Genomic DNA, 26689 nt, shown 5'->3' with positions numbered 1-26689 from the left:
CTGATGGGTGCGGTCCTCGTGTCGGCAATGTTCGGATCAGAGACCAGGACCTGTAAAGAAAATGGACCAGCAGAAACTCGATCGCGCGATCGGTCGTCGCTTGAAGACGCTGCGGACGCAGGCCGGCATGACGCTGAATGAGCTCGCAGGCCGCTCCGGCGTCAGCCGGGCGATGATCGGGCGGGTGGAGCGGGCGCAGAGCAGCGCGACGGCTGCGCTGCTGGGAAAACTCTGCGCCGCGCTCGACGTGTCGCTCAGCGACGTCGTCGCGCTGGCCGAAAAGCCGCCGGAGCGGCTGGTGCGGCTCGCCGACCAGCCGCACTGGCGCGATCCCGACAGCGGCTATCGCCGCCGTCACGCGTCGCCCACGGACGCGGCGAGCGGCATCGAGATCATCGTCGTCGATTTGCCGGCCGGTGCGCGGGTGCCATACAGCCCTTGGGGCCGCAATGCCTTCACCCAGCAGCTCCTGATGCTGGAGGGCGCGATCGCCGTGCACATCGACGCCAAGGCGGTTCGCCTGCGCGAAGGCGACTGTCTCGACTTCGATGTGATGCGCGCGGTGATCTTCGAGAACGAGACCAGACAGGACGCGCGCTACGTCATCATCACGCGCCGCGGCGCGTCCTACGGCAAGATGTGAGACCGTGACGATGCAGATCCGCACCGGCGACACCTTTGATCCGCGCGTCATCGCGCTGCTCGATCATCACGTCACGGCGGCGCGGGCGCAGACCGCGCCGGGCAGCGCCCATGCGCTCGATCTCTCCGGACTGCGCGCGCCCGACATCGCGTTCTGGACCGGCTGGGACGGCGAGACGCTGGTCGCCGTCGGTGCGCTGAAGACGCTGTCAGCCGAGCACGGCGAGGTGAAGTCGATGCACACGCTCCAGACCACGCGGCGGCGCGGCTTTGGCGGTGAGATGCTCCGCCACATCGTCACAGAAGCCCGCGCGCGCGGCATGGCGCGGCTCAGCCTCGAGACCGGCTCGTGGGACTATTTCAAGCCGGCGCTCGCGCTCTACCGGGCGCATGGCTTTGTCCTCTGCGGCCCGTTCGAGGGCTATGTCGAGGATCCCAACAGCCTGTTCCTGACCCTCGACCTGTCGGCCAGCCGATAGCTCAGGAGCGCGTCTCCTCGATCCTGTCGAGCACGCGCTCGGGAGCGATGTCGCGGCTTGCCTCCTCCAGATCCCGTTTCGAGTCGGGCTGGACATCGAGCCGCTCGGCGATCTGCGTAAGGAGGCGGGCAACCTTGGTCAATTCGTGCTCGGCGAGAAGGCTGATCTGGAGATCGAGATCGGCGCGCTTGTCCGCTGCTGCACTCATGCGGTTCTGCGAGATCAGCACGAATGTCGACAGGAAGATCGCCTCGACCGAAGCAATCATCGCCAGCACTACGAAGCTCTCGTCCCAGGCCGGGATTCCCGGCAGCCAATGCAGATTGGCGATGATCCAGAAGCCGAACACAGCGACATGGAGATAGACGAACGCCATGCTGCCGGTGAACGCCGTGATCGCATCGGCAAGCTTTTCCTGACCCTTGGCAGCGCGCTGCTCCCGGCGGCGGCGCTCGACCAGAGCCTGGATGTTGCGCTCGAGCGTCGGGCTCAATCCCTCGCCCGGATCATGGGTGATATCGTTATGCACAGGGCGGCAACGGCGGACGGGAAAGGCTGTTCCTGGGCTGAGCTGCGGGAAAATGCTGCCGCCTCTCAAAATGAGTTGCGTACCTCAAAACACCTCTGCTAGCCTTCAGCCATGGCCGAGACGCTCACCACGACCGCGCTGACGCTGAAGGACATCGCCCGCCAGGCCGGCGTCAGCCTCGCGACGGTGGACCGCGTCCTGCACAATCGGCCGGGCGTGCGGCCGGATACGGTCCGGCGCGTCAAGGAGGCGATCGAGCGCAATTCGTTCCAGCCGCACGTGGCCGCCGCCGAGCTCGCCCGCGGCCGCGCCCGCCGTTTCGCCTTCGTGATGCCGTCGGGGCCGAACCCGTTCATGCAGCAGATCCAGGATTATCTCGGCGAGATGTCGGGCTGGTTGTCGTCCCGCCGCCTTGGCGTCGAGACCGTCGCGACCGACGTGTTCGATCCGTCCATGCTCGCGGCATCCCTGGAAGGGCTCTCGGATGATTACGACGGTGTCGCTGTGGTGGCGCTGGATCATCCCAGGGTCCGCGCCGCGATCGACGATCTCGTCGATGCCGGCGCCAAGGTCGTGACGCTGGTCTCGGACGTGCCGTCGTCGCGCCGGCACCATTATGTCGGCATCGACAACATTGCTGCGGGGCGGACTGCCGGCGCGCTGGTCGGGCGGCTGGTCGGACAAAAGTCCGGCAAGGTCGCGATCGTCGCGGGCTCGCAGGGCCTGCGCGATCATGCCGAGCGCATTTTTGGCTTCAACCAGGTGATGGCGTCGGAATTCCCCGGCCTCACCGTGCTGCCGGTGCTCGAAGGGCGCGACGAGGACGCGCGTTCGGAGCAGGTGTTGACGCGGCTGTTGAGCCGGCATGCCGACATCGTGGGTCTTTATAATGTCGGCGCCGGTACGCAAGGCGTCGCCAACGTGTTGAATGAAAAGGCGTTGAGCGATGCCAGTCGCGACAAGCAGGCGGTGTTCGTCGGACACGACCTCACCGCGTTGACGCGTCGGCTGCTGCTGCAGGGCGTGATGCATGCCGCGATTTCGCAGAACCCCGGACATGAAGCGCGCGCCGCCGTACGTGTGCTGCTCGCGCTCGCCCGTGGCGAGCCGATCTTGCGCGAACAGGAGAAGATCAGGATCGACATCGTGATGCGGGACAATCTGCCTTAGCGGCAGGTGGAATTCAAAACGACCCGTTGCGGGCAAGGCGACTTTGAGTTCGCGCACCGCAACAGGCGAAAGGGAGGACGGCGTGTATCTCGGAATCGACATCGGCACATCGGGTGTGAAAGCGGTGCTCGTCAGCGAAGCCGGCGCTGTTGTCGCGACGGCGGCGCGCGAGCTTGCGCTCTCGCATCCGGCGCTGCTGTGGTCCGAGCAGGATCCCGATGCCTGGGTCGATGCGGCGGTCGGCGCGGTCGACGATCTTGCCGCCCGCCATCCCCGCGAGGTCGCGCGGGTGCGCGGCATCGGACTATCCGGCCAGATGCATGGCGCGACGCTGCTGGACGAGGACGGAGCGCCGCTGCGTCCCGCGATCCTCTGGAACGACGGTCGCTCGCATGCCGAATGCGTCGCGCTGGAGCGGCGCTGCCCGTCGTTGCATACGATCGCCGGCAATCTGGCCATGCCCGGCTTCACCGCGCCGAAGCTGCTCTGGGTCGCCAGGCACGAGCCGAAAATCTTCGCGCGCGTCGCAAAGGTGCTGCTGCCGAAGGCCTATGTCCGCTATCGCCTGACCGGCGAGATGGTCGAGGACATGTCGGACGCGGCCGGCACGCTATGGCTCGACGTCGGTCTGCGCCGCTGGTCGCCCCTGCTGCTGCATGCCACCGGGCTCGATCTCCATCACATGCCACGCCTGGTCGAGGGCAGCGACGTCAGCGCGACGCTCGCGCCGGACTACGCTCAACGCTGGGGCATGACTAGGGATGTCGTGGTCGCCGGCGGCGCCGGCGATAATGCCGCGAGCGCGATCGGGCTCGGCGCCATCGCGCCGGGCGATGCGTTTCTGTCGCTTGGCACATCCGGCGTGGTGTTCCGCGTCACCGATCGGTTTGCACCGGCGCCGGCCGCGGCGGTCCATGCGTTCTGTCACGCGCTGCCCGGCCGCTGGCATCAGATGGGCGTGATGCTGTCGGCGGCGGCTTCGCTGGCCTGGCTCGCGGGCGTGATGGAGACGCCGGCGCCAGCGCTGCTGGCGCCGCTCGGCGAGCGCGTCGATGGACCGAGTCCGGTCAAATTCCTGCCTTATCTCGACGGCGAGCGCACGCCGCACAACGATGCCGCCGCCAGCGGTGCCTTCGTCGGCCTGCGCGGTGCGACCGGGCGCTCCCAGATCGTTCAGGCCGTCCTCGAAGGCGTCGCCTTCGCTGCGCGCGACAATCTGGCGGCACTGAGCGCGGCGGGCGGGCCGCTTCCCGAGGTTGATCTCGTCGGCGGCGGCTCGCGCTCGCCGCTGTGGGCGCAGATCTGCGCCGATGTGCTCGGCATCCCCGTCCACCGCGTCGAGGAGGGCGAGGTCGGAGCGGCGCTCGGCGCCGCCAGGCTCGGACGGCTCGCCGCCACCGGCGAAGACGCGGCTGCGGTTTGCACCCGTCCGCGGCGGCTCGCGAGCTTTACGCCTCGCGCATCGGTCAGCGCGGCCTATGACGAGGCCTATCGCCGCTGGCGCGAACTTTATCCCGCGTTGAAGGAGTGTGCCTGAGTGACTGCGTCAGTGAAATTCTTCGATACAAGCGTACCTGTCGCCTTCGCCGGCGGAGATGCCGGCAACACGCCTGCCTTCCGCTGGTACGACAAGGACCGCCTCGTCCATGGCCGCAGGATGGAAGACCATCTGCGCTTTGCGGTCTGCTATTGGCACTCGTTGTGCTGGCCCGGCGGCGATCCCTTTGGCGGCGAGACGTTCCTGCGGCCCTGGCATCACGGCGCCGATGCGATGGCGCAGGCGCGCGCGAAGGCCGACGTCGCCTTCGAGCTGTTTCGCCTGCTCGACGTGCCCTTCTTCACCTTCCACGACGTCGATGCGGCGCCGGAAGGCAACTCGCTTGGCGAATCTGTTGCCAACCTCAATGCCATCGCCGATCTGTTCGAAGCGAAGATGGCCGCAAGCAAGGTGCGCCTGCTCTGGGGCACCGCCAATTTGTTCACGCATCGCCGCTACATGGCGGGCGCGGCCACCAATCCAGACCCGGAGATATTCACCTATGCCGCCGGCCAGGTCCGCGCCGCGCTGGAGGTGACGCACAGGCTCGGCGGCCAGAACTACGTGCTGTGGGGCGGGCGCGAGGGCTACGAGACGCTGCTCAACACCGATCTCAAGCGCGAGCTCGACCAGCTCGGCCGCTTCGTCTCGCTGGTGGTCGAGCACAAGCACAAGATCGGCTTCAAGGGACCGATCCTGATCGAGCCGAAGCCGAAGGAGCCGACCAAGCACCAATATGATTTCGACGTCGCCACCTGCTACGGCTTCCTCGCGCGTTACGACCTGCTGAAGGACGTCAAGCTCAACATCGAGCAGAACCACGCCATCCTCGCCGGCCACTCCTTCCATCACGAGGTCGCGCTGGCGGAGGCGCTGGGTGTGTTCGGCTCGCTCGACATCAACCGCGGCGACGATCTGCTCGGCTGGGACACTGACCAGTTCGCGATGAACGTGCCCGAGCTTGCCCTGGTGTTCCACGAGCTCCTGAGCCGCGGTGGCTTCAGCTCCGGCGGGCTCAATTTCGACGCCAAGATCCGCCGCCAGTCGATCGATCCCGACGATCTGATCCATGCCCATGTCGGCTCGATGGATGCCTGCGCGCGGGCGTTGCTCGCCGCTGCGGACATGCTCGAAGCCGGCGTGCTCACTGGGCCGCTCGCGAAACGCTACGAGGGATGGGCCGGGCCTGAAGGCCGCGCCATTCTCGGCGGCCAGCGCTCGCTTGCCGAACTTGCCGACCGCGCGCACGGCCCGGGCTTTGACCCGCAGCCGCGCTCGGGCCGGCAGGAATATCTGGAATCCCTCGTCAACCGCTACGTCTGAGGAAGGCCGCTGATGACAAATGCACAAGCGACACCGGTCCTCGAGCTGACCGGCATCGGCAAGGAGTTCGGCGCGATCCGCGCGCTGCATGATGTCGACATGCAGGTCCTCCCCGGCGAAGTCGTCGGCCTGATGGGCGACAACGGCGCGGGCAAGTCGACGCTGGTCAAGATCATCGCCGGCAATTTCCGCCCCAGCCACGGCGAAATCCGCTTCGCCGGCAGCGCCGTCCATTTCAACCGGCCCGTCGATGCCCGCGGCGTCGGCATCGAGGTGGTCTATCAGGACCTTGCGCTCGCCGACAATCTCACCGCAGCGGCCAACGTGTTTCTCGGGCGCGAGCTGAAGCGCAGGATCGGGCCGTTCGCGTTGCTCGACCACAAGGCAATGGCGGCGCGTGCGCTGGAGCTGTTCGGCGAGCTGCGCTCGGAGACGCGCCCCGACGATCTCGTCAAGCAGATGTCGGGCGGCCAGCGCCAGGCGGTTGCGATCGCGCGGACGCGGCTCTCCAACGCGAAGCTGGTGATGATGGACGAGCCGACGGCCGCGATCTCGGTCCGCCAGGTCGAGCAGGTGCTCGGCCTGATTCACCGGCTGAAGGAGCAGGGCGTTGCCGTGATGCTGATCTCGCACCGCATGCCCGACGTGTTCGCGGTGTGCGATCGCGTCATCGTCATGCGCCGCGGCGAAAAGCGGGCCGACAAGCCCATCCACCAGACCTCCCCCGAGGAAGTCACCGCCCTGATCACCGGCGCGAAGGAGGCGGCGTGATGGCCATGCCCATGGAATCTCCGATCACCTTCTCGAACATCGGCAAGATTAGATGGTGGCAGCGCGGCATTTTCGCGTCCCAGACCGGCTATGTCCTGCTCGCGCTGGCGGTGCTGCTGGTGGTCATGCATTTCGCCAGCCCGTACTTCTTCACCGAGGGCAACATGCAGAACGTGGCGAAGAATTTCTCCTTCATCGCTATCGCTACCCTCGGCGTCACCTTCGTGATCATCACCGGCGGCATCGATCTGTCGGTCGGCTCGATGATGTGCTTCTCCGCCATGATCACCTCGATGGTGATGACCGAGCTGTCGGCGCCCGGCTCGCCGGCGGGATCCCTGTTCGTGCACATGGCGGCCGACGGCAAGACCGTGCTCGCCAATGTCCCTGGCCTGATCCTGGTGGTCTCGCTCCTCGCCGGCCTCGGCGTCGCGCTGCTCGCCGGCCTCGTCAACGGCTTCTGTATCGCGGTGCTCGGCCTGTCGCCGTTCGTCACCACCCTCGGCATGCTCTCGATCGTGCGCGGGCTCGGCTATGTCGTCTCCAACGGACGGGGCAGCTTTCCCGGTGGGCCGGATGCCGGTTATTTCTACGCGCTCACCTCCGGCGACGTGCTCGGCGTGCCCGTGCCATTCATTTATCTGATCGTCCTCGCGCTGGCGATGGCCGTGGTGCTGCACCACAGCTCGTTCGGCCGTCACGTGTTCGCGCTCGGCGGTAACGAGAAGGCGGCCGAACTCACCGGCATCCCGGTCGTGCGGGTGAAGATCGAGGTTTATGTGATCTGCGCGCTCGCCGCAGGCCTCCAGGGCATCATCATCTCGGGCTGGCTCGGATCGGCGCCGGCCAACATGGCGACGTCCTACGAGCTCAACGTGATCGCTGCGGCCGTCATCGGCGGTGCCAATCTCGCCGGCGGCATCGGTGGTCCACTCGGCGCCATCGTCGGCTGCGTGCTGCTCGAGGTGATCCGCAACGGCCTCGTGCTCGCCCAGGTCAGCTCCTACTGGCAGCAGACGCTGGTGGGCGTGATCATCATCCTGGCCGTATTGGTCGACCGCATCCGCTCGCGGATGATCTGAAACGACGTCGTTCCGGGACGGCAACGAAAATGCCGCCTGTCCACTTCCCGGACGATCTTGAGAGGACAGGCGCCAAAGAAGGGTGGAGGAGACGATGAGGAAATTTCTACTTGCCGGCATCGCGGTGGCGATGATGGCTACGCCGGCGTTTGCCGCAAACTACCGGTTCGTGATCGTGCCCAAGGCGATGAACAATCCGTTCTTCGACTTCGCGCGCGACGGCTGCCTGAAGCGTGCCAAGGAGCTCGGCAATATCGAGTGCATCTACAAGGGGCCGGTCGAGCACGAGCCGGCGACGCAGGCCCAGATCATCCAGGACTTCGTCACCCAGAAGGTCGACGGCCTCGCCATCTCGGTTGCCGACGTCGCGGCGATGACCAAGTCGATCGACGCGGCGACCGCGGCCGGCATCCCTGTCATCACCTTCGACGCCGATGCGCCCCGCGCCAAGCGCATCGCCTATATCGGCACCAACAACAAGGAGTTCGGCGTCGCCCTCGGCAAGGAGCTCCTGAAGCTGCGGCCCGACGGCGGCAAATACGCCATGGTTTCGGGTGGTCCCGGCGCCAAGAACCTCGCCGAACGCGTTGACGGCGTGCGCGAGGCGCTGAAGGGCTCGAAATGGACCGAGGTCGCGGGCTCTCCAACGTTCTGCAACGACGATCCCGCGCTGGCGGTTCAGCAGATGACTGACATGCGTACCGCGACGCCCGACCTCGCCGCAATCGTTCCCATCGGCGGCTGGCCGATGTTCGCCCCCGAAGGCTTCAAGGCCTTCGCGTCCGGGTACAAGAAGGATATCGATTCCGGCAAGTTCACGCTTGTCGTGGCCGATACGCTGAAGATGCAGCTCGAGCTGTTGCGCGATGGCTACGCCAATGCGCTGGTCGGCCAGCGTCCGTTCGAGATGGGCGAGAAGGCGATGGACACGCTGCTCGCCATCAAGAGGGGCGAGAAGGTGCCGGAGATCGTTTATACCGGCCTCGATCTCGTGACCAAGGACAACGTTGCGCAGATGTTGAAGTAGGAGCGTCGCCAGCCCCACGCTCCTGCGTGCCTCTCCCGCTTGCGATTTTCGCAAGCGGGAGAGATGATTTTGGCTGTTGGGGAGGACTGTTGAGGCAATGGGAATGAAAAGGTCGCGGCTCGGCTCGCTCGATGTCACCTCATTCGGCCTCGGTTCTGCCCCGCTCGGCGGATTGTTCACCCCCGTCAGCGATGCCGATGCGGAAGCGACCATCGCAAGCGCCTGGTCGCTCGGAATCCGCTTCTTCGACACCGCGCCGCTCTACGGCTTTGGCCTCGCGGAGCGACGCCTTGGCGCATTCCTGCGGCAACAACCCCGTGACTCCTACGCGATCTCGACCAAGGTCGGCCGTCTACTGCGTGCGCCCGATGGCGCTGCCGCCGAGGACGAGCATTACAAGGGCACGTCGCGCGAGCGGCCGGTGTTCGATTTCAGTTATGACGGCGTGATGCGGTCGGTGGAGGAAAGCCTGGCGCGGCTTGGGCTCGACCGCGTCGATGTCCTGCTCGTGCATGATCCCGACGATCACTATGACGACGCCGTCGCCGGCGCCTTCCGCGCGCTCCAGCGCCTGCGCGGGGACGGTACCGTCAAGGCGATCGGTGCCGGCATGAACCAGTCGGACATGCTGGTCCGGTTTGCAGAGGCCGTTCCGGTCGACTGCTTCCTGCTCGCCGGCCGCTACACGCTGCTCGACCAGGGCGCGCTGGATGCGCTGTTCCCGGTCTGCGCGGCGAAGAATATCGGCATCCTGCTCGGCGGCATCTACAACAGCGGCATCCTGGCCAATCCGCACACGGGCGCGAAGTTCAATTATCAGGATGCCGATGCGGCACTCGTCGCCCGCGCGCTCACGCTCGACGAGCTCTGCCGCAAGCACGGCACCGAGCTGAAAGCCGCCGCGCTGCAGTTCTGCATGGCCCATCCGGCAGTCACGGTCGCCGTGACGGGCGCGCGCAACGCCGCGGAAATTGCCGACAACATCGCGATGTCGGAGATGGCGGTGCCGGCGGCGTTCTGGCAGGAGCTGCGTGGGCGAAAACTCGTCGACGCCCGCGCGCCATTGCCGGCCGGAGCGTAAGGCATGATCGTCGACGCTCACCAGCATTTCTGGGATCCGGCGCGCGCCGACTATCCCTGGATGGACGCGCCCGAGCTCACGCCGATCCGGCGTGCCTTCGGTCCGGCCGATCTCGCGCCGCTTTTGAGCGCGAACGGCATCGACGCGAGCATCCTGGTGCAGTGCCGCTCCGCGCTGGCTGAGACCGAGGAATTCCTGCGGATCGCGCATGCGACGCCCTCGGTGATCGGCGTCGTCGGCTGGGCCGATCTGACCGACGCTGCACTTGGCGATACGCTGGAGCAGTTGCGTGCTTCGCCCGGCGGCGACAAGCTGGTCGGCATCCGCCACCAGGTCCATGACGAGGCCGACTCGGATTGGTTGTTGCGCGAGGACGTTCAGCGCGGCCTCACGGCCGTGTTCGCGCACGATCTCGCCTACGATTTCCTGGTCCGCACCCGCGAGCTGCCGGCCGCGATCGCAACCGCGCAAGCGTTCCCGCAGGCGCGCTTCGTGCTCGACCACGCAGCCAAGCCGCCGATCGCCGATGGCGGAAGCACTGGATGGTCCAACGGCATCGCGGCACTCGCGGCCTGCGGCAATGTCTGGTGCAAGGTCTCGGGGCTGGCGACGGAAGCGGTGTGGAGCGACTGGAATGCGGAACGGCTGTTTCCGTTCGTCGCGCACGCCGCGACATGCTTCGGCGAGGATCGCCTGATGTTCGGCTCGGACTGGCCGGTATGTTTGCTCGCGGGGAGCTATGGTGAGATCACGGGCGCGCTGGGGGCCTGCCTGATGAAGCTCGGGCCGCAGGTGCGGGAGAAGGCGTTCGGCGTGAATGCGAAGGCTGCGTATCGGTTGGCGATTGGTTGAAGCCGCCAGCGCGCGTGTCGCTCAGTGTTTGTCCCCAAACACCCGATCCAGCGCCGCATCGTACGTCGTCTGCACCAGCTCCGGATGCAGCTTCGCCAGCGCCTCCATCATCACGCCGGAATTGATCTCGAGCACGCGCCAGACGCCGTCGACGTGCACGAGGTCGATCGAGGCGAAGGTGATGCCGATGGCCTTGGCGGCGTTGATGGCGAGCTTTGCGCAGGCTGTGCGAAGATCGCCGTCCTGCATCAGCACGGGCTTCGCGCCCGCATCGAGATTGTGCCGCCAACCCGAGCCACGCTGCTTGCTGTAGACGACGAGTGGCACATCATCGAGCAGGACCACGCGTACTTCGTCCTCGATCACGGCATAGGGTGAGATCACGAGTCCGGCGCTCATCGAAAAGGCTTCGCCAACCGCATGATCGAGCTCTGTTTCCGTCGTGACCCTGAAGACGGATCGTCCCGACGTCCCCTCGTTCGGCTTCACCACCACGCCTTGCGGATTGTCGCCAAGCAGCGCCAGCATTGCCTCTCGCCAGCCAACGCCGACAACCTTCTCGCCCAACTTCGGATTGAGGAACAGGCGATGGGGAATGCAGGGCACGCCCTCGAGCGCCAGCACCTCGGCGGTGGCCGATTTGTCATTGGCCAGGCGGTGCGCGATGGCGCTGTTGAGGCCGATGTCGTAGCCGAACGCGAAGTGGCGCTGCTCGCCCCGGCGCATCGCGAGCAGCCAGCCATCGGCGCGGACATCGAGCGCGATGCCATGGGTTACGCAATAGCGCTTGATCGCCTGCACGAAGATCCGCTCGCCGCTCGCCATCTGTCTCTGTCGCCGGTCCTAGTCGCCAGTTCCGGTCGATCTTGGCGCCAAAAGCCGCAAAAATCGGGGAAACGACGCTAAACGGGGGTGAAATCAGAGCTATTCTTAATGAAATTCTCGCGAGCGCTACGGAAATTAAGTGCTGTATTCGAGCCTGGGAGGGAAAAGAAATTGCCTTCCGAATGCGCTGGACAGCAGATCCATTAATGATGTGACCATTTCCGCCGCAAATGCCGGTTTGACCGGCATCAATTGCATCCGGAACGAGGTTGATTATTGGTCTCAATGGCGTAGATCACACTCGCGAAATCCTCCGCCATGGCAATGGTGTCCGCTCCGCTTTCAGGGGCCGGGCAACGCTTTTGCCCTAAAACCGCAATTATTCGGAATATCGAAAATCATGAGCGCGTTTTACCGAGAGAAGGTTCTTTCCGTCCAGCACTGGACCGACACCCTGTTCAGCTTTCGCGCAACCCGCGATTCCGGCTTCCGCTTCCAGAACGGCCAGTTCGCGATGATCGGCCTCGAGGTTGAGGGCCGCCCGCTGCTCCGCGCCTACAGCATGGCGAGCGCTAATCACGAGGAAGAGCTCGAGTTCTTCTCGATCAAGGTTCAGGACGGCCCGCTGACGTCGCGTCTCCAGAAGATCAAGGAAGGCGACACCATCCTGGTCGGCCGCAAGGCGACCGGCACGCTGATCACGGACAATCTCATTCCCGGCAAGCGGCTGCTGCTGCTCTCGACCGGCACCGGCCTCGCGCCCTTCGCCAGCCTGATCAAGGATCCCGAGGTTTACGACCAGTTCGACAGCATCGTGCTGGTGCACGGCTGCCGCCAGGTCTCCGAGCTCGCCTATGGCGAGAAGCTCGTCGCCGGTCTTCGCGAGGACGAACTGTTCGGGGAGTTGCTCGCGGACAAGCTCATCTACTACCCGACCGTGACCCGCGAGCCGTTCAAGAATCGCGGCCGCATCACCGACCTCATCAGCTCCGAGCAGATCTTCAACGACATCGGCCAGGGTCCGCTCGACATCGCGACCGACCGCATCATGATGTGCGGCAGCCCGGCGATGCTCGAAGAGCTGAAACTGATGTTCGAAGGCCGCGACTTCGTCGAGGGCTCGGGCAACAAGCCCGGCCATTTCGTGATCGAAAAGGCGTTCGTCGAGCGGTAGGCCCTCTCGGTCTCGTCCTGGCAAAAGCCAGGACGCTTGCCTGAGTAAAGCGCCTTGACCGGTTAATGCCCGTCCCTCCCGAGCCCTGCTGCACCGCAGCAGCCCGCCCATCGGGCTGATTGATTTGTCCCCGCCGAATTCGCTAGCGTGAAACAACCGCCGCGTCATATCCGTATGACAGGCGCGGGCGTATCGTACCGCCTCATGCTGGCGAGAGGATGGGAATCGTGGCCGACGAGAACAAAACGCAGGAATCGCCCAACCCGTCGGTCAAACGGCTGCCGCTGGCGGAAGAGGGGATCATGGAAACCCTGCTGCTGCCATTCTCTCCGCGCTTCATCGTCCTGACGATCTGCGCGGTGGTCACTGCGCTGCTGACCGGCATCGGATTTGCCGATGGCAAGATCTTCGACATTCTGCTGATCCCGATCCTGATCTTCGGCGCGCTGACGGCGCTTGGCGTCCGCGACCTCATGCAGAAGGGCCACGCCGTTCTGCGCAACTACCCGATCTCGGCCCATATCCGTTTTTTGCTCGAAGAGATACGCCCGGAGATGCGGCAGTATTTCTTCGAGAGCGAGAAGGACGGCATGCCGTTCTCGCGCGACATCCGTGCGGTGGTCTATCAGCGCGCCAAGATGCAGCTCGACAAGCGTCCGTTCGGTACCCAGGAGGACGTCTACCGCCAGGGTTATGAGTGGATGCATCACTCGGTCTCGCCGAAGACGCATGCCGAGGAGAAATTCCGCGTCAGTATCGGCGGCCCGGATTGCGCCAAGCCGTATTCGGCTTCGGTATTCAACATTTCCGCCATGAGTTTTGGCGCGCTCAGCCCGAACGCCGTGCGCGCGCTGAATGCCGGCGCCAAGAAGGGCGGCTTCGCGCACGACACCGGCGAGGGCGGCTTCAGCCCCTATCACGCGGAGATGGGCGGCGACATCATCTGGGAGATCGGTTCGGGCTATTTCGGCTGTCGTCATCTCGACGGCGCCTTCGATCCCGAAGCCTTCGCGCGCGTCGCGACCCAGGACCAGATCAAGATGGTCGAGCTCAAGATCAGCCAGGGCGCCAAGCCCGGTCATGGCGGCGTGCTGCCGGCGGCGAAAGTCTCGGAGGAGATTTCCAAGATCCGCGGGGTCGCCATGGGCGAGGATTGCATCTCGCCGGCCTCGCATCGCGCCTTCTCGACGCCTGTCGGCATGATGAAGTTCATCGGCGAGATGCGAAAGCTCTCCGGCGGCAAGCCGACGGGCTTCAAGCTGTGCATCGGTCATCCGTGGGAATTCCTGGCGATCTGCAAGGCGATGATCGAGACCGGCATCTATCCCGACTTCATCGTTGTCGACGGCAACGAGGGTGGCACCGGCGCCGCGCCGCTGGAGTTCATGGACCATCTGGGCATGCCGATGCGCGAGGGCGTCAGTTTCGTCCACAACGCGCTGATCGGCATCAACGCGCGCGACCGCATCAAGATCGGCGCCTCCGGCAAGATAGCCACCGCGTTCGACATGGCGCGCGCCATGGCGATCGGCGCGGACTACTGCAATTCGGCGCGCGGCTTCATGTTCTCGCTCGGCTGCATCCAGTCGCTGAGCTGCCACACCGACCGCTGCCCGACCGGCGTCGCGACGCAGGACCCGACGCGGGCGCGCGCACTCTATGTGCCGCTCAAGATCGACCGCGTGCACAATTATCACCTGGCGACGCTGCACTCGCTGACCGAGCTGATCGCCGCGGCCGGTCTCGAACATCCGCAGCAGCTGCGCCCGATCCACTTCTCCCAGCGCACCTCGACGACGGACGTGAAATCCTTCGCGCAGCTTTATCCGTCGCTGCGTCCGGGCGAACTGCTCGAAGGCACCGAAGACCCACGCTTCCGGGACGCCTGGCGGATGGCACGGACGGAGACGTTCCAGCCGGCGCTGTAGGACGCCGGTCCACTTGCAGGGCCGCGGCCGCGCGCGCAAAAGCATCGCGAGGGGGGTGCGTTTAACGTTTGATTCAACTTTGGGTGTAGATTGTTCCCATGGACGAGCGGCGCGACAAGGCAAGGCATCGCGTGCTGAAGGCCGGAACGATCGAGTTCGGCGGCGGCGGCGCGATCGACTGCACTATCCGCAACCTGTCAGATACCGGCGCCGCGCTCGACGTCAGCAGTCCCGTCGGCATCCCCGACCATTTCAGCCTGCTTGTGCGGGCCGACGGAAAACATCTCGCCTGCACCGTGATCTGGCGCAAGGAAAAGCGGATCGGGGTGAGGTTCGGGTGAGGGTCTAGAGTTTGGCGCAAGCTCTAACCACAAACTCCGCCGTCGTCCCGGACAAGCGCCAGCGCAGATCCGGGACCCATACCGCGTGATCTGTCGATCATGCGCAGACAGCAGCACCGCGCAACTACCAGTCTTCGCCAAGCTCAATCCTGTGGCTATGGGTCCCGGATCTGCGCTCCGCTTCGCTGCGCTTCCGGGACGACGAGAGTGGCTCACCCCGTCTCTACTTCGCTCCGCCGGCTCGCCAGAATCTTGTCGATCCTCCGCCCGTCGAGATCGACCACCTCGATGTGCCAATCGCCAAAGTCGAAGGCGTCGCCGACATCAGGCAGCACGTTGAACTGTTGCAGCACGAGGCCGGCGACGGTGTTGTAGCGGTGCGGCGGCAGTTCGATGCCGAGCAGCTCGCCGAATTCGTCGACCGGCATCCAGCCTGAGACCAGCAGCGAATCGTCCGCGCGCTTGACGTAGGCCGGTTCCGGCGGGCCTTCCTCGGAATGGAAGGCACCGACAATGGATTCCAGAATGTCAGCCGTCGTCACGATGCCTTCGAAGGCGCCGTATTCGTCGTAGACGAGGCCGACATGCACCGGTGCAGCCTTCAGGATCGCCAGCACGTCGCGGGCATCGGCCGAGGCGGGAATGCCGGGCGCCTCGCGGACCAGCACGCGCAAATCCGGCGTGCGCTCGTTCATGAAGGCCACCAGCAGGTCCTTGGCTTGAAGCACGCCAATCGGCTTGTCGCGGTCGCCGTCGGACACCGGAAAGCGCGAATGCGGACTCTTGGCGATGGTCGCTTGAATGCTTTCCGGCGTATCGTTCAGGTCGATCTCGTTGACCTCCGTGCGCGGCGTCATAATCGCGCCGACCGGCCGGTCGCCGAGCCGCATCACGCCCGCGATCATCTCCTTTTCACCTGACTCGAGCACGCCTGCGTTTTCGGCTTCGCTGACGAGATGATGGATCTCATCTTCTGACACTTTTTCTTCAGACTTGCCGCCATGGCCGAGCAGCGTGAGGATCAGCTTGCCGGAGAGATCGAGCAGGAAGACCAGCGGCAGCGAGACCTTCGCAAGCACGTGCATCGCGGGTGCAACCCTGACCGCGATGCTCTCGGGGTCGCGCAGCGCCACCTGCTTCGGCACCAGCTCGCCGACGATCAGGGTGGCGTAGGTGATGAGCGTGACGACCAGCCCCACTCCGACGATGTCGGCAATTCCTGCGGACAGGCCGAGCTCGAGCAGCCATTGCGTCAGCCGCTGTCCGAGCGTCGCGCCCGAGAACGCGCCGGAGAGCACGCCGACCAGCGTGATCCCGATCTGCACCGTCGAGAGGAATTTGCCGGGATCGGCCGCGAGCGTCAGCGCCCGCTCGGCGCCGCGGACGCCCTTGGCGGCGAGCATCGACAGCCGGGCCGGGCGCGACGAGACCACGGCCAACTCGGACATGGACAGCAAGCCGTTGATGACGATCAGGACGACGACGATGGCGAGTTCGGCGGAGAGCATTGATGTTCCGAGGTAAGGGAGTGTGGCGCGGATGGCCGCACAGGTCTTGATATAGGTATTCGAGGAAGAAATGCCGATGATTCTGTCCCATCGGGCATCGCGAAGGAACTTCGGCGACCCCGTCCCCGAAGGCACTCCCCAATACCCCGCGGAACTACGGGCATGCCGTTGCTTAACGGGCTCTTAGCGGCCACCAGCTAGGTCTCGGCATTTGCAGGAATGTATTCGGGGATCAGAATGCGGATCGGGAAGCTCTTTGCGCTGTCGATGCTGACGGTGACGGTGTTTGCAGTCATCCTTGGCGCCGAGGTGCTGATACCCCAGGCGCGCATCTTCACGAACCGCTCCGATGCGATCAAGACGGTCGAGGCCTTCGGTGCGACCCTGATGGTCAGTCAGCACGTTGCCGGCCTTCGTGCTCCCTACATTTCCCCGATCTTCCAGGAGAATTCTGCGACGCAGGTCCAGATCGAAGCCGCCGCAAAGGCGGCGAAAGCGGTCGATGGCGCGTTCGAGGGGGCAAGGCGCGCCATCATGGTGCTGGATGATTCCGGAGCGATGATCGAAAACCTGGACCGTACTGCGCGGCGGCTCAAGGATATCATCACGGCGGCAGATCGCGCGATGAGCGTGCCCCTGGCGACGCGCGACGGCGCTGTAATCAAGGGCTTCCTTCCAGGCGTTGCCGAGGTCATCGGCAATATCGAGCCGATCATGAACCGGCTTGAAGCCAAGGTCATCAATGCCGATTCCTCGCTTGCGGCGCTGTTGAGCCTGGCGCGAACGGCGCAGGATCTGCGCGTCTCGGCCGGCAGCCGCGCCGCCACGCTGTCGCCGGCGCTGAGCGCTCGCCGACCGCTCACGGCGGCCGAATTGTCGCTGATGGATCGGATGCAGGGACGTGTCGAGGCCGACCGCGAGCGCATCGAGGCCGGCATCGACCAGCTCGGAAGCCCGCCCCGGATCGCCACCGCGCTGAAGGCGGCGACGGATTCCTATTTCGGGAAAGCAGCCGCTGCCGTGGACAAGGAGATGCTCGCGGCGCGTGGCGACGGCAAGTACGGCATCAATGCCGAAGAGCTGGCCAACATCATCGTCCCCGCCATCCAGATGTTCTACGGCGTCCGCGATGCCGCGCTGGCGGAAGCTGCCGAGCGCGCCTCGGCCGCGCGCGACGGCGCGCTGGCGATGCTCGCGCTCGCGGGCGTGGCGGTGCTGGCGCTGCTGGGGACACTCGGTGGCGTGACGATGATGTTGCGCAGGCGCGTGGTGACGCCGCTCAGCCGGCTCGCGGACGTGATCGCAACTCTTGCCGCCGGGCAGCACGAGGTCGAGATTCCCGTGACCGGCCGCAATGACGAGATCAGCCAGGTGGCGGGCTCGCTCCAGCACTTCAAAGATTCGCTCTCCGCCAAGAAGGCCGCCGATGAGGCCGCCGCGGTGGAAGCCGAGGCGAAGCTCCGGCGCAGCCAGCGCATGGACCAGATCGCACGCGATTTCGAAGCGTTGATCGGCGACGTCATCAACACCGTGTCGTCGGCATCGTCGGAGCTGGAAGTGTCGGCGGGAACGCTGACGAGCACCGCCGATCAATCGGAAAAGGTCACCGCGACCGTTGCGGCCGCCTCCGAGCAGGCCTCCAGCAACGTGCAGACCGTCGCCGCGGCCGCGGAGGAAATGGCGTCCTCGGTCGACGAGATCAGCCGGCAGGTCCAGGACTCCGCGCGGGTGGCCGGCGAAGCGGTGCAGCAGGCTGCGCGTACCAACGACTATGTCGGCGAACTCGCCAAGGCGGCCGGCCGGATCGGCGACGTGGTCGAGCTCATCAGCCAGATCGCGGGCCAGACCAATCTTCTGGCGCTCAATGCAACGATCGAGGCGGCGCGCGCCGGCGAGGCCGGGCGCGGCTTCGCCGTGGTCGCCTCCGAGGTCAAGGCGCTCGCCGAGCAGACCGCCAAGGCCACCGGCGAGATCAGCCAGCAGATCACGGGAATCCAGAGCGCGACGCAGGATTCCGTCGGCGCCATCAAGTCGATCGGCGACACCATCACCCGCATGTCCGAGATCGCATCGGCGATCGCCTCCGCGGTCGAGCAGCAAGGCGCGGCGACGCGGGAGATTTCCCGCAACGTGCAGCAGGCGGCATGCGGCACCCAACAGGTCTCCGCCAGCATCGTCGACGTGCAGCGCGGCGCGAGCCAGACCGGATCGGCCTCCTCCACCGTGCTCGCGTCAGCGAAGTCGCTGTCCGGCGAGAGCGGCCGCCTCAAGGTCGAGGTCGGGAAGTTCCTGGACGCGATCCGGGCTGCGTAAGTCACGTAGCCGGAAGCGCTCAGAACTCGCCGTGTAGCCGCCCGGAAAATACCGACACCGGGCCGCGATCGGCGTTGTAGGCGGGGTTGACGATCAGCTGGTAGTCGGCGGTGAGGGTGAGACTCTTGTTCAGCGCGTAGGCGTAATAGGTTTCGAGGATGCGCTCGCGGCGGTAGTTGAGCGCGCCGTCGCCGATGAGAACACCGAGGCCGCCGGCGGCCAGGAAGTCGCGATAATCCTGCGAGATGGCATTGATGGCGCCGCCGACGCCGATCACGTCATCCGGCCGGCCCCATTTCGTGCCCTTGATCGACAATCCCGCCGACAGGCTGCGGTGAATGTCGGTGAAGGCCAGCGTCTCGGTCTTGCCGTCGTTCCAGCTCCAGCGGCTGAACAGACCGACATCGTCGGTGATCGCCTGCTCGAGGTTGAGCACGTAGCCATACTTCAGACGGCCGCGTCGGGTCTGCGCGATGTCAAGGTTGAGCGCGGGATTGTCCAGCGTCTCGCGGAAGCTGCCCATATTGGCGCTGTCGAGCCAGCCGATGGTCCTGAGCTTGCCGGGTTGGCCAAGGAGCGAGAAGCGCGTTTCGAGCTCGAGCACGTACTGGCCGCGCTCGCCGACCCTGGTGTCGAAATGATTCGAATTGGACTCGGCGACCATCAGGAAGTAGCCGCCGCGCAGCGCCCACTGCTTCTGGTTCAGCTCGGCGGTGACGCCGTAGGTGAGGCCGACCTTGTCGGCTGAATAGTCGAAGGCGCCTGGCGCCCACAGCGACCAGTTCATGAAGTCCTTGCGGGTGTCCTTGGCGTAGGCGTTGCCGTCGAACACGTCGATCACGGGGAATTTGCCGGCCTGCACCGTGAGCCTGGATACGTCGACCTTCTGTCCGAGCTGCAACTGGCCGCTCGCGAGCTCTTCCTGCTCGCCGCCAAAGCCGAATGTCTGGCGCACGAACAGGCGCGATGTGTTGTAGTGCGGATAGGGGAAGTTCGACTTCTGCGCCTCGCCGTTGGGGAAACCGGCCGCGCCGACCGTGTCGTTCAATCCAAATCCCTGCAGCAGTTCGGGATTGTAGTAGACCTCGCCGCCGTCCCACAGCTTTGCGTTCAGGAACAGGCTGTTGCTCCAGGTCGCCTTGGCCTGCCTTGATGGCGAGAGCGAATTCGGCCCGGTGTAGAGGGCGGGGAACGACGGGTAGCCTTGCGGCAGATAAGTGCTCTGGCCGTGGATCTCCCAGCGATCCGATTCGGTGTCGATTAGCGAGCCGATCCCCAAGCTCTTGGGATTGTAGCCCGGCATGCCCGGCCAATCGACCTTGCGGTTGAGGCCGAGCCGGATCGTTTGGAAGTCGAGCGACGACGAATTGTATTGGGCACCTGTGGAGAAGGCGACATTGGCGCCGTCGAAGCGGCTATAGAGATATTCGAGCCGTGCGCTCCAATGCGGCGCAAAGCCGTATTCGATGCCGGCACCCGCGATCCAGCCGGGCCGCGTGTTCAGGATTTTCGGGACTGCTTCGCCTGCGGCCGGCGTGTCGAAATAGCGCTCGCCCATCCATGCAAAGCCGCCGGTGGCGTAGACCAGCCAGGGACCGCTGGTGTAGCCGACGCGGCCGCGCAGGCTCGCAGTGTAGTCCCATTGCTGCGTGACGGTGTTGGCGGGTGTCGCCAGGAAGGACACGATCGAGTTGGAAGTGATGTAGTTCGGAAACGAAAAATCGCCTTCGACGCCGAGGAGCCAGCCGGAATTGAGCCGGTAATTGTAGCCGGCCTGCACGCCGCCGATCATGCCGCTGAAGACGCCGCTGTCGCTAATGCCTGTGCCGTCGTTCAGCGCGAAGCGCGACGAGCCGAGGCTGTAGCCGGCATGCGCACCGATGTAGAGGCCGGTCCAGTCATAGACGGCCTTCAGCGCCGGTGCCTTCAGCGGCAGATCAGCCGCGCGGCTGCTGGCGGGCAAAGTCAAGACGCCCGTGGCAATCGCCGCGGCCGTTCGCAAATACCTGTAACGGTGACCCCTCAACGTCAAAACGCACGCCCCCAAAGCGAGTGTGTCCACTCGCCGCACTATCCCTGCCGATTCGCGGCGACCCTGTCATCAGGATTAGGTGCTCCGCGATCGGTCGAGATGATCTCGATCCGGCGCGATTTCTTCCCAAGCCCCTGAGTCTCTGGAAACCTTATTGCGATTAATTCGCAGTAGCAACTAGTGCGGATTGTCGCAGGAGATGGTTCGCACCGCGATGTGACGGGACTGCAACAAATTCCAAGGTCCAAAACGGTTGACCCCGCCCGGGGGGACATCCGGGCGGGGTCGGGGGCACGACACGGGGTGGATGAGGCGCCCGTGTCGGACGCGGGATCCACGTGAGATCGGCCTCAGGGACTCAAATCAGAAGCAGGTACGCACGCGGCCGACGTACTGGCCAAAGGCGTTGTACTGGGCGGCCCAGCCGCAGCGGTGATAGCCGTTGTAATAGGAATCGTTGCTGGCGGCGATCGCGGAGCCGACGACGGCGGCGGTGGCGATGCCCAGGCCGACACCGACGCCCCAGCCGAGCGGCTTGGCTTGCGCCTGCGAGGTGGTGGCCACGACGCTGCCGGTCAGGGTGAGCGCGGTGAGGGCAACTGCGAAAATCTTGGTCTTAATCGACATGTGAAACTCCATCCGGGTTGAGGCGGTCCCTTGTGGCCCGCGTACCGAGTTGGACGGAGGCTCCGCGCGTCCGGTTCGAACTCGGCAAAGGCGGAGCTCGAGTCTGGCTCTTTCCTGAATGATTCCAGAAGGATGAGCGCTAGCCGAGCGGGCCTTTTGCGAGCCTGTTCACGTCGAAGTTATCAACCTCGGCAAGCAGCTCGCAAAAAGCGCGGGCGCCCTGGTCGATCAGCTGCTCGCCCTTCGCGGCCACGGCTAGCGTCGCGTTGCCGGCGGCGCCGCTCGCGTGGAGATCCTGCGCCTGCCAGGCGAACGGCGCGGGTCGCTGCGTCGACAGCCAGCGATATTGCTGCTCCATCGCGATGCTGCTCGCGGGAAAATTCGCGATCGCATCCATGCGCACCCGATCGGGATAGCGCGCCAGCATGATCGAGGTTTCAATGGCGCCGCCGTGGATGCCGTGGCGCACTTCGTCGGCCGGGAACAGCTTGTCCGCGCCCGACAGCCGCGACCACGACGTCGTCACCACGAACAGTTTCCGATGCGCGCGAAGATCCTGCGCGACCAGCATCATGGCCGCGCTGTTGCCGCCATGGCTGGTGACGATGACGAGCTTCTTCACTCCGCGGCGCGCGACGTCCTCGCCAATCGCGGTCCATTTTTTCAACGCGATGTCAGTCGGCAGCGTCTGCGTGCCCGGATAGTCGATATGCTCGGTGGAAATCCCGATCGGTTCAACGGGCAGGAAAGTGGCCGGAGCGCGCTCGGGCAGGAGCTCGCGCACGCGCGCGAGATAGGCGTCCGCGATCAGCACGTCGGTCTCGAGCGGCAGATGCGGGCCGTGCTGCTCGGTCGCGGCCAGCGGCAGCACCGCGATCCAGCGCGAAACCTCCGCGAGGCTGGCATCGGCCCAGCGAATCTCGGTCCAATCGCGGGAAGGCGTCATCAAGGTTTCTTTGCCCGAATTTGTCGCGTAATTTAGGGTATCAGGGGACGCGGGCCAGGCCGGCTCGCGTCCCCGAATGTCTTGCGGTTTTATCGCGTTGCTTGGACATCGGCTAGAAGCGATCGACGGAGTCCCATCATGAGCCCCTCTCATCTGCGGCGAGCCTTAACGGCGGGCCTGATGGCCGCTTTCGTCTCGGTCGTCCCGGCCCGCGCCGAAACCCTGGACAAGGTCATGTTCGGCACCAATTGGGTCGCCGAGGCCGAGCATGGCGGCTTTTTCCAGGCCGTCGCCGATGGCACTTACAAGAAATACGGGCTGGACGTCACCATCGTGCCCGGCGGGCCCAACGAGAACAACCGGATGCTGCTGATCGCCGGCAAGATCGATTTCTTCATGGCCGCGAACACGCTGATGTCGTTCGACGCAGTCGCCAACAACGTCCCGGTCGTCACCATCGCCGCGGTGTTCCAGAAGGATCCGCAGGTGATGCTGACGCAGCCCGATGCCAAGGTCGCCAAGATCGAGGACCTCAAGCCGCTGACGCTGTTCGTCTCCAAGGAGGGCATGACCAGCTATTTCCAGTGGCTGAAGTCCGAATACGGCTTCAGCGAGAAGAACGTTCGCCCCTACAATTTCAATCCGCAGCCCTTCATCGCCAATCCCAAGAGCGCGATGCAGGGTTACGTCACCTCGGAGCCCTTCGCGGTCGAGAAGGCCGCGGGCTTCAAGCCCAACGTGTTGCTGCTCGCCGATTACGGCTTCAACACCTATTCGACCCTGATCGAGAGCCGCCGCGACGTCGTCGAGAAGAAGCCCGACCTGGTGCAGCGCTTCGTCGATGCCTCCATGGTCGGCTGGTACAATTACATCTACCGCGACAATTCAGCGGGCAACGCCATGATCAAGAAGCTCAATCCGGAGATGACGGACGAGCTGCTCGCCTATTCCGTCGCCAAGATGAAGGAATACGGCATCGTCGATTCCGGCGATTCGCTGAAGAACGGCATCGGCGCGATGAGCGACGAGCGCTACACCTCCTTCTTCAACAAGATGGTGAAGGCGGGCGTGGTGAAGGCGGACCTCGATTTCCGCAAATCCTATACGCTGCGCTTCGTCAACAAGGGCGTCGGCGCCGAGCTGCGCCCGAGCAAGCCGTAGCGCAGGGCCGATGTCATCAGTCCAAACGTCGGCGGGGGTCGAGACCGGCCTGACGGCTCTGGCTGTCAGCCTGCGCGGCGTGACGAAGGCCTATGACAACGGCCTGATGGCGCTCGGCCCGCTCGATCTTGCGGTGCGCAAGGGCGAGTTCATCTCGCTGCTGGGGCCGTCAGGTTGCGGCAAGTCGACGGCGCTGCGGCTGATCGCCGAACTCAGCGCGCCGTCGTCAGGAATCGTCCGGCTGGCGCGTCGTGAGGGCACACCGCAGCCAGGTCATGTTCACCCAGGTCATGGCATCGGCTTCGTGTTTCAGGAACCGACCCTGATGCCCTGGACCAGCGTGCGCGAGAATGTGCGGTTGCCGCTGAAGCTCTCAGGCGTTCCGAAGGCGGAATCGCGCGCGCGCGCCGATGAGGCGCTCGCAAGCGTCGGGCTTGCCGATTTTGCCGACGCCTTTCCGCGCGAGCTCTCCGGCGGCATGAAGATGCGGGTGTCGCTGGCGCGCGCGCTCGTCACAGACCCTGATATCCTCCTGATGGATGAGCCGTTCGCGGCGCTCGACGAAATCACGCGCTTCCGCCTCAACGACGATTTGCTCGCGCTGTGGCGCAGGCTCGGCAAGACCGTCATCTTCGTCACGCATTCGGTGTTCGAATCCGTCTATCTGTCGCAGCGCGTGGTGGTCATGACCGCGCGGCCGGGCCGCATCCAGGCCGACTTCCGCGTCGAGACGGTCGAGCCGCGTGGCGAGGAGTTTCGCACTTCAGTCGCCTATTCCGATTATTGCCGGAAAGTGTCGGCGGCGCTGGCGCCGTCCTATGCAGGGCAGTCGACGCTATGAACGCGCAAGCTTCCGTCACTGCGAAGCCGTCCGGCGCGCAACGCGCGGTGCGCTTCGCGCTACCGGTCATCGTGTTCGCGGCGGGACTGCTCGCCTGGGAGCTCGTGGTCCGGATCAAGGACATCCCGCCTTACGTGCTGCCGGCGCCCTCGGTCATATTCGCGACACTGATCAAGGATTGGGCGGTGCTGTCGCAATCGCTTGCCGCGACGCTGCTGACCACGCTTGAAGGTTTTGTCGCGGCCAGCGTCGGCGGCATCGCGCTGGCGCTGCTGTTCAACCAGTCCAAATGGGTGGAAGCATCGCTATTCCCCTATGCCGTGGTGCTTCAGGTCACGCCGGTCATCGCGATCGCGCCGCTGCTGCTGATCTATCTGGAGCAGCAGACCGCGGTCGTGGTCTGCGCCTTCATCGTCGCCTTCTTCCCGGTGCTGTCCAATACCACGCTCGGGCTCAATTCGGTCGATCGCAACCTCGCGGGCCTGTTCCAGCTCTATGGCGCCTCGCCACAGCAGACCCTGCGCTATCTCAAGCTGCCGGCGGCGCTGCCTTATATTCTCGGCGGCCTGCGCATTGCCGGCGGCCTGTCGCTGATCGGCGCGGTCGTGGCCGAGATCGCGGCGGGAACGGCCGGCGCCGGCTCCGGGCTCGCCTACAGGATCGCAGAATCCGGCTACCGCTTGAACATACCCCGCATGTTCGCAGCGCTGCTGCTGTTGTCGCTGGCCGGGATTGTCATCTATGGGGTGCTGGCGCTAGTTTCCCACCTCGTCTTACGGCGCTGGCACGAGAGCGCGCTTGGAAAGGACAACTGATGACCACCGGTTCGATTTCGTCCGAAAAGATCGACCTTCTGATTTATGGGCCGGTCCGGCCGATCCTCGAGAACGGGTTTTCCGATCATTTCGTCGTGCACAAGGCGGAGACGCGGGGCGATCTCGAGCGGCTGACGCCGGCGATCCGCGAAAAGATCCGCGGCGTGGCGGTGACCTATCACACCGTGCGCGCCGACCGGGATTCGCTGTCGCAATTGCCCAAGATCGAGATGGTGGCGAGCTTCGGCGTCGGCTACGACCACGTCGATGCCAAATACGCCGCCGAGCATAACATCATCGTCACCAATACGCCCGACGTGCTGACCGAGGAGGTCGCCGACGTCGCGATGGGGCTTCTGATCTCCACGGTGCGCGAGTTCATCAAGGCCGACCGTTATGTGCGCTCCGGTCTCTGGCAGACCCAGAACTATCCGCTCAGCGTCGGCTCGCTGCGCGACCGCAAGGTCGGCATCGTCGGCATGGGCCGGATCGGACAGGCGATCGCGCGCCGGCTCGATGCCTCGCTGGTGCCGGTGGTCTATCACACCCGCAACCCGTCCAAGGACGTCTCCTACAAGCACTACCCCGACCTGATCGAGATGGCGAAGGCGGTGGACACGCTGATGGTGATCGTGCCCGGTGGCGCCTCGACCAACAAGATGATCAACGCCGAGGTGCTGAAGGCGCTCGGCCCGCGCGGGGTGCTGGTCAACGTTGCGCGCGGCTCGGTGATCGACGAACCGGCGCTGGTCCAGGCGCTCAAGTCCGGCACCATCCTCGCGGCCGGCCTCGACGTGTTCGCGGCCGAACCGAACGTGCCGGACGAGCTCAAGGCCATGCAGAATGTGGTGCTGCTGCCGCATATCGGCTCGGCCTCGGTGGTGACGCGCAACGCGATGGATCAGCTCGTGGTCGACAATCTCAAGTCCTGGTTCTCAGGCAAGGCGCCGTTGACGCCGGTTGCCGAAACGCCGTTCAAGGGACGCTGATGGGAGTTCTTCGCGTCGTTACATTCGCCGTCGTGGCCTGCTTGGCCGCGATCGGCATCGCGCAGGCGCAGGATACGACGACCCTGAAGAAGGAGATGCCCGGGCAGTGGGAGCTCTCGACCACCGAGCGCAGCAAGACCTGCGTCGTCACGCTCAAGGCCGACGCCGCGGCGCAGGGCTTCAAGCTCGAGCTGGAGCCGGCCTGCAAGGCCGCGCTGCCTTTCACCAAGGACATCGTCGCCTGGAGCGTCAGGGGTCTCGACATCGTCCGCTTGCAGGATGCGAGCGGTGAGGCCGTGATCGACTTCACCGAGGTCGAGGCCGGCATCTTCGAGGGCCTGCGGCAGGGCGAGGGCGTCTACATCCTGCAAGACCTCGCCGCCGCCCGCTCGATGGCGAAGTCGATGGACCAGATGATCGGCGACTGGTCGATCGTGCGCGGCAACGGCCAGCCTGTCTGCGGGCTAACGCTGACCAACACGGAAGCCGGGCCGGACAATTTCCAGGTCTTCCTCAAGCCGAAATGCGATGCGGCCATCGCGCAGTTCAACCCGACGCAATGGCGGCTAGACCGCGGCCAGATCATCCTGCTGTCGAAGGCCGGCGAGGCCTGGCAGTTCGAGGCCGACGACAACGCGCAATGGCGGCGCGTCCCCGATACCGCCGATCCCCTGATCATGCTGCGGCAGTAGCGCC

General features: G+C 65.0%; 25 protein-coding genes. 19 read left to right on the top strand and 6 right to left on the bottom strand.

From position 1 onward, the window contains the following. The first annotated feature begins 61 nt into the window (after positions 1–61). Positions 62–643: an XRE family transcriptional regulator gene (locus tag IVB36_RS29380; RefSeq protein ID WP_018460106.1), complete on the top strand. Its 582-nt coding sequence runs from the start codon at positions 62–64 to the stop codon at positions 641–643. Positions 644–653: 10 nt separating this feature from the next. Next, positions 654–1121 (top strand): GNAT family N-acetyltransferase, encoded by a 468-nt coding sequence (locus IVB36_RS29375; RefSeq protein WP_085384941.1) that lies wholly within the window; start codon positions 654–656, stop codon positions 1119–1121. 1 nt (position 1122) lies between these two features. Here the strand turns inward: IVB36_RS29375 and IVB36_RS29370 are convergent, their stop codons facing one another. Further along, the gene (locus tag IVB36_RS29370) at positions 1123–1650 is read right to left on the bottom strand and encodes a DUF1003 domain-containing protein (RefSeq protein ID WP_018460104.1); all 528 of its coding nucleotides are present in this window, start codon (positions 1648–1650) and stop codon (positions 1123–1125) included. 111 nt (positions 1651–1761) lie between these two features. On the opposite strand from IVB36_RS29370, the gene IVB36_RS29365 reads away from it, so the two are divergent. From IVB36_RS29365 to IVB36_RS29330, 8 genes are all read left to right on the top strand, one after another. After that, positions 1762–2820, top strand: coding sequence for a LacI family DNA-binding transcriptional regulator (locus tag IVB36_RS29365; RefSeq protein ID WP_247394011.1), 1059 nt, complete (start codon positions 1762–1764; stop codon positions 2818–2820). Positions 2821–2902: 82 nt separating this feature from the next. After that, entirely contained in the window at positions 2903–4357 is a 1455-nt protein-coding gene (xylB, locus tag IVB36_RS29360) for a xylulokinase (protein WP_018460102.1), read from the top strand. Further along, entirely contained in the window at positions 4358–5680 is a 1323-nt protein-coding gene (xylA, locus tag IVB36_RS29355; protein WP_247394008.1) for a xylose isomerase, read from the top strand. Between the two features lie 12 nt (positions 5681–5692). Further along, the gene (locus IVB36_RS29350; RefSeq protein WP_007597833.1) at positions 5693–6451 is read left to right on the top strand and encodes an ATP-binding cassette domain-containing protein; all 759 of its coding nucleotides are present in this window, start codon (positions 5693–5695) and stop codon (positions 6449–6451) included. Then, on the top strand, positions 6451–7533 hold the full coding sequence (locus tag IVB36_RS29345) for an ABC transporter permease (protein ID WP_018460100.1): 1083 nt from the start codon (positions 6451–6453) through the stop codon (positions 7531–7533). Before IVB36_RS29350 ends, IVB36_RS29345 begins: the two co-directional genes overlap by 1 nt. Before the next feature lie 94 nt (positions 7534–7627). After that, positions 7628–8560 carry a sugar-binding protein gene (locus tag IVB36_RS29340; protein WP_247394002.1) on the top strand — a complete coding sequence of 311 codons (933 nt, stop codon included), beginning with the start codon at positions 7628–7630 and terminating at the stop codon, positions 8558–8560. Positions 8561–8663: 103 nt separating this feature from the next. Then, positions 8664–9641 carry an aldo/keto reductase gene (locus tag IVB36_RS29335; protein WP_018460098.1) on the top strand — a complete coding sequence of 326 codons (978 nt, stop codon included), beginning with the start codon at positions 8664–8666 and terminating at the stop codon, positions 9639–9641. Positions 9642–9644: 3 nt separating this feature from the next. Then, the gene (locus IVB36_RS29330; RefSeq protein ID WP_018460097.1) at positions 9645–10493 is read left to right on the top strand and encodes an amidohydrolase family protein; all 849 of its coding nucleotides are present in this window, start codon (positions 9645–9647) and stop codon (positions 10491–10493) included. Between the two features lie 21 nt (positions 10494–10514). On the opposite strand, the gene IVB36_RS29325 is transcribed toward IVB36_RS29330, so the two are convergent. After that, a complete protein-coding gene (locus IVB36_RS29325; protein WP_018460096.1) occupies positions 10515–11318 on the bottom strand; it encodes a RimK-like protein in 804 nt (267 codons plus the stop codon). A 400-nt stretch (positions 11319–11718) separates the two neighbouring features. Between IVB36_RS29325 and IVB36_RS29320 the strand changes: the two genes are divergently transcribed. From IVB36_RS29320 to IVB36_RS29310, 3 genes are all read left to right on the top strand, one after another. Beyond that, positions 11719–12492, top strand: a complete 774-nt coding sequence (locus tag IVB36_RS29320) for a ferredoxin--NADP reductase (RefSeq protein ID WP_018460095.1) — start codon at positions 11719–11721, stop codon at positions 12490–12492. A gap of 218 nt (positions 12493–12710) precedes the next feature. Next, on the top strand, positions 12711–14420 hold the full coding sequence (locus IVB36_RS29315; protein ID WP_247393997.1) for an FMN-binding glutamate synthase family protein: 1710 nt from the start codon (positions 12711–12713) through the stop codon (positions 14418–14420). A gap of 98 nt (positions 14421–14518) precedes the next feature. Beyond that, positions 14519–14761, top strand: a complete 243-nt coding sequence (locus IVB36_RS29310) for a PilZ domain-containing protein (RefSeq protein ID WP_018460093.1) — start codon at positions 14519–14521, stop codon at positions 14759–14761. 212 nt (positions 14762–14973) lie between these two features. Here IVB36_RS29310 and IVB36_RS29305 read toward each other — a convergent pair whose 3' ends face one another. Next, positions 14974–16269 (bottom strand): hemolysin family protein, encoded by a 1296-nt coding sequence (locus IVB36_RS29305; RefSeq protein ID WP_085349708.1) that lies wholly within the window; start codon positions 16267–16269, stop codon positions 14974–14976. A 237-nt stretch (positions 16270–16506) separates the two neighbouring features. On the opposite strand from IVB36_RS29305, the gene IVB36_RS29300 reads away from it, so the two are divergent. Beyond that, positions 16507–18582, top strand: a complete 2076-nt coding sequence (locus tag IVB36_RS29300; protein WP_018460091.1) for a HAMP domain-containing methyl-accepting chemotaxis protein — start codon at positions 16507–16509, stop codon at positions 18580–18582. 19 nt (positions 18583–18601) lie between these two features. On the opposite strand, the gene IVB36_RS29295 is transcribed toward IVB36_RS29300, so the two are convergent. The 3 genes from IVB36_RS29295 to IVB36_RS29285 all read right to left on the bottom strand — a co-directional run bounded on the left by IVB36_RS29295 (position 18602) and on the right by IVB36_RS29285 (position 22187). Beyond that, positions 18602–20584, bottom strand: coding sequence for a carbohydrate porin (locus IVB36_RS29295; RefSeq protein ID WP_026233943.1), 1983 nt, complete (start codon positions 20582–20584; stop codon positions 18602–18604). Between the two features lie 393 nt (positions 20585–20977). Next, positions 20978–21241 carry a hypothetical protein gene (locus IVB36_RS29290; protein WP_247393995.1) on the bottom strand — a complete coding sequence of 88 codons (264 nt, stop codon included), beginning with the start codon at positions 21239–21241 and terminating at the stop codon, positions 20978–20980. Between the two features lie 139 nt (positions 21242–21380). Next, the gene (locus IVB36_RS29285; protein ID WP_085358543.1) at positions 21381–22187 is read right to left on the bottom strand and encodes a creatininase family protein; all 807 of its coding nucleotides are present in this window, start codon (positions 22185–22187) and stop codon (positions 21381–21383) included. A gap of 138 nt (positions 22188–22325) precedes the next feature. On the opposite strand from IVB36_RS29285, the gene IVB36_RS29280 reads away from it, so the two are divergent. Genes IVB36_RS29280 through IVB36_RS29260 form a run of 5 tightly spaced genes read left to right on the top strand, consistent with a single transcriptional unit; the run spans position 22326 to position 26685 of the window. Then, positions 22326–23348: an ABC transporter substrate-binding protein gene (locus IVB36_RS29280; protein ID WP_026233942.1), complete on the top strand. Its 1023-nt coding sequence runs from the start codon at positions 22326–22328 to the stop codon at positions 23346–23348. A 10-nt stretch (positions 23349–23358) separates the two neighbouring features. Further along, positions 23359–24189, top strand: a complete 831-nt coding sequence (locus tag IVB36_RS29275) for an ABC transporter ATP-binding protein (RefSeq protein ID WP_085358545.1) — start codon at positions 23359–23361, stop codon at positions 24187–24189. Then, a complete protein-coding gene (locus IVB36_RS29270) occupies positions 24186–25004 on the top strand; it encodes an ABC transporter permease (RefSeq protein ID WP_018460086.1) in 819 nt (272 codons plus the stop codon). Before IVB36_RS29275 ends, IVB36_RS29270 begins: the two co-directional genes overlap by 4 nt. Then, positions 25004–25993 (top strand): 2-hydroxyacid dehydrogenase, encoded by a 990-nt coding sequence (locus IVB36_RS29265; protein WP_018460085.1) that lies wholly within the window; start codon positions 25004–25006, stop codon positions 25991–25993. Before IVB36_RS29270 ends, IVB36_RS29265 begins: the two co-directional genes overlap by 1 nt. Further along, positions 25993–26685 (top strand): AprI/Inh family metalloprotease inhibitor, encoded by a 693-nt coding sequence (locus IVB36_RS29260; protein WP_026233941.1) that lies wholly within the window; start codon positions 25993–25995, stop codon positions 26683–26685. Before IVB36_RS29265 ends, IVB36_RS29260 begins: the two co-directional genes overlap by 1 nt. The last annotated feature ends 4 nt before the right edge of the window (positions 26686–26689 follow it).

The sequence above is a fragment of the Bradyrhizobium sp. 35 genome (assembly GCF_023073215.1).
In the GTDB taxonomy this organism is placed as follows: domain Bacteria; phylum Pseudomonadota; class Alphaproteobacteria; order Rhizobiales; family Xanthobacteraceae; genus Bradyrhizobium; species Bradyrhizobium canariense_D.
This window is presented reverse-complemented; position numbering and strand designations above follow the sequence as displayed.

Coding starts and splice junctions, on each gene's coding strand:
- IVB36_RS29380 (WP_018460106.1), top strand. CDS start 62: ATGGACCAGCAGAAACTCGATCGCGCGATCGGTCGTCGCTTGAAGACG.
- IVB36_RS29375 (WP_085384941.1), top strand. CDS start 654: ATGCAGATCCGCACCGGCGACACCTTTGATCCGCGCGTCATCGCGCTG.
- IVB36_RS29365 (WP_247394011.1), top strand. CDS start 1,762: ATGGCCGAGACGCTCACCACGACCGCGCTGACGCTGAAGGACATCGCC.
- IVB36_RS29350 (WP_007597833.1), top strand. CDS start 5,693: ATGACAAATGCACAAGCGACACCGGTCCTCGAGCTGACCGGCATCGGC.
- IVB36_RS29345 (WP_018460100.1), top strand. CDS start 6,451: ATGGCCATGCCCATGGAATCTCCGATCACCTTCTCGAACATCGGCAAG.
- IVB36_RS29340 (WP_247394002.1), top strand. CDS start 7,628: ATGAGGAAATTTCTACTTGCCGGCATCGCGGTGGCGATGATGGCTACG.
- IVB36_RS29335 (WP_018460098.1), top strand. CDS start 8,664: ATGAAAAGGTCGCGGCTCGGCTCGCTCGATGTCACCTCATTCGGCCTC.
- IVB36_RS29330 (WP_018460097.1), top strand. CDS start 9,645: ATGATCGTCGACGCTCACCAGCATTTCTGGGATCCGGCGCGCGCCGAC.
- IVB36_RS29325 (WP_018460096.1), bottom strand. CDS start 11,318: ATGGCGAGCGGCGAGCGGATCTTCGTGCAGGCGATCAAGCGCTATTGC.
- IVB36_RS29320 (WP_018460095.1), top strand. CDS start 11,719: ATGAGCGCGTTTTACCGAGAGAAGGTTCTTTCCGTCCAGCACTGGACC.
- IVB36_RS29315 (WP_247393997.1), top strand. CDS start 12,711: ATGGGAATCGTGGCCGACGAGAACAAAACGCAGGAATCGCCCAACCCG.
- IVB36_RS29310 (WP_018460093.1), top strand. CDS start 14,519: ATGGACGAGCGGCGCGACAAGGCAAGGCATCGCGTGCTGAAGGCCGGA.
- IVB36_RS29305 (WP_085349708.1), bottom strand. CDS start 16,269: ATGCTCTCCGCCGAACTCGCCATCGTCGTCGTCCTGATCGTCATCAAC.
- IVB36_RS29300 (WP_018460091.1), top strand. CDS start 16,507: ATGCGGATCGGGAAGCTCTTTGCGCTGTCGATGCTGACGGTGACGGTG.
- IVB36_RS29290 (WP_247393995.1), bottom strand. CDS start 21,241: ATGTCGATTAAGACCAAGATTTTCGCAGTTGCCCTCACCGCGCTCACC.
- IVB36_RS29285 (WP_085358543.1), bottom strand. CDS start 22,187: ATGACGCCTTCCCGCGATTGGACCGAGATTCGCTGGGCCGATGCCAGC.
- IVB36_RS29280 (WP_026233942.1), top strand. CDS start 22,326: ATGAGCCCCTCTCATCTGCGGCGAGCCTTAACGGCGGGCCTGATGGCC.
- IVB36_RS29275 (WP_085358545.1), top strand. CDS start 23,359: ATGTCATCAGTCCAAACGTCGGCGGGGGTCGAGACCGGCCTGACGGCT.
- IVB36_RS29270 (WP_018460086.1), top strand. CDS start 24,186: ATGAACGCGCAAGCTTCCGTCACTGCGAAGCCGTCCGGCGCGCAACGC.
- IVB36_RS29265 (WP_018460085.1), top strand. CDS start 25,004: ATGACCACCGGTTCGATTTCGTCCGAAAAGATCGACCTTCTGATTTAT.
- IVB36_RS29260 (WP_026233941.1), top strand. CDS start 25,993: ATGGGAGTTCTTCGCGTCGTTACATTCGCCGTCGTGGCCTGCTTGGCC.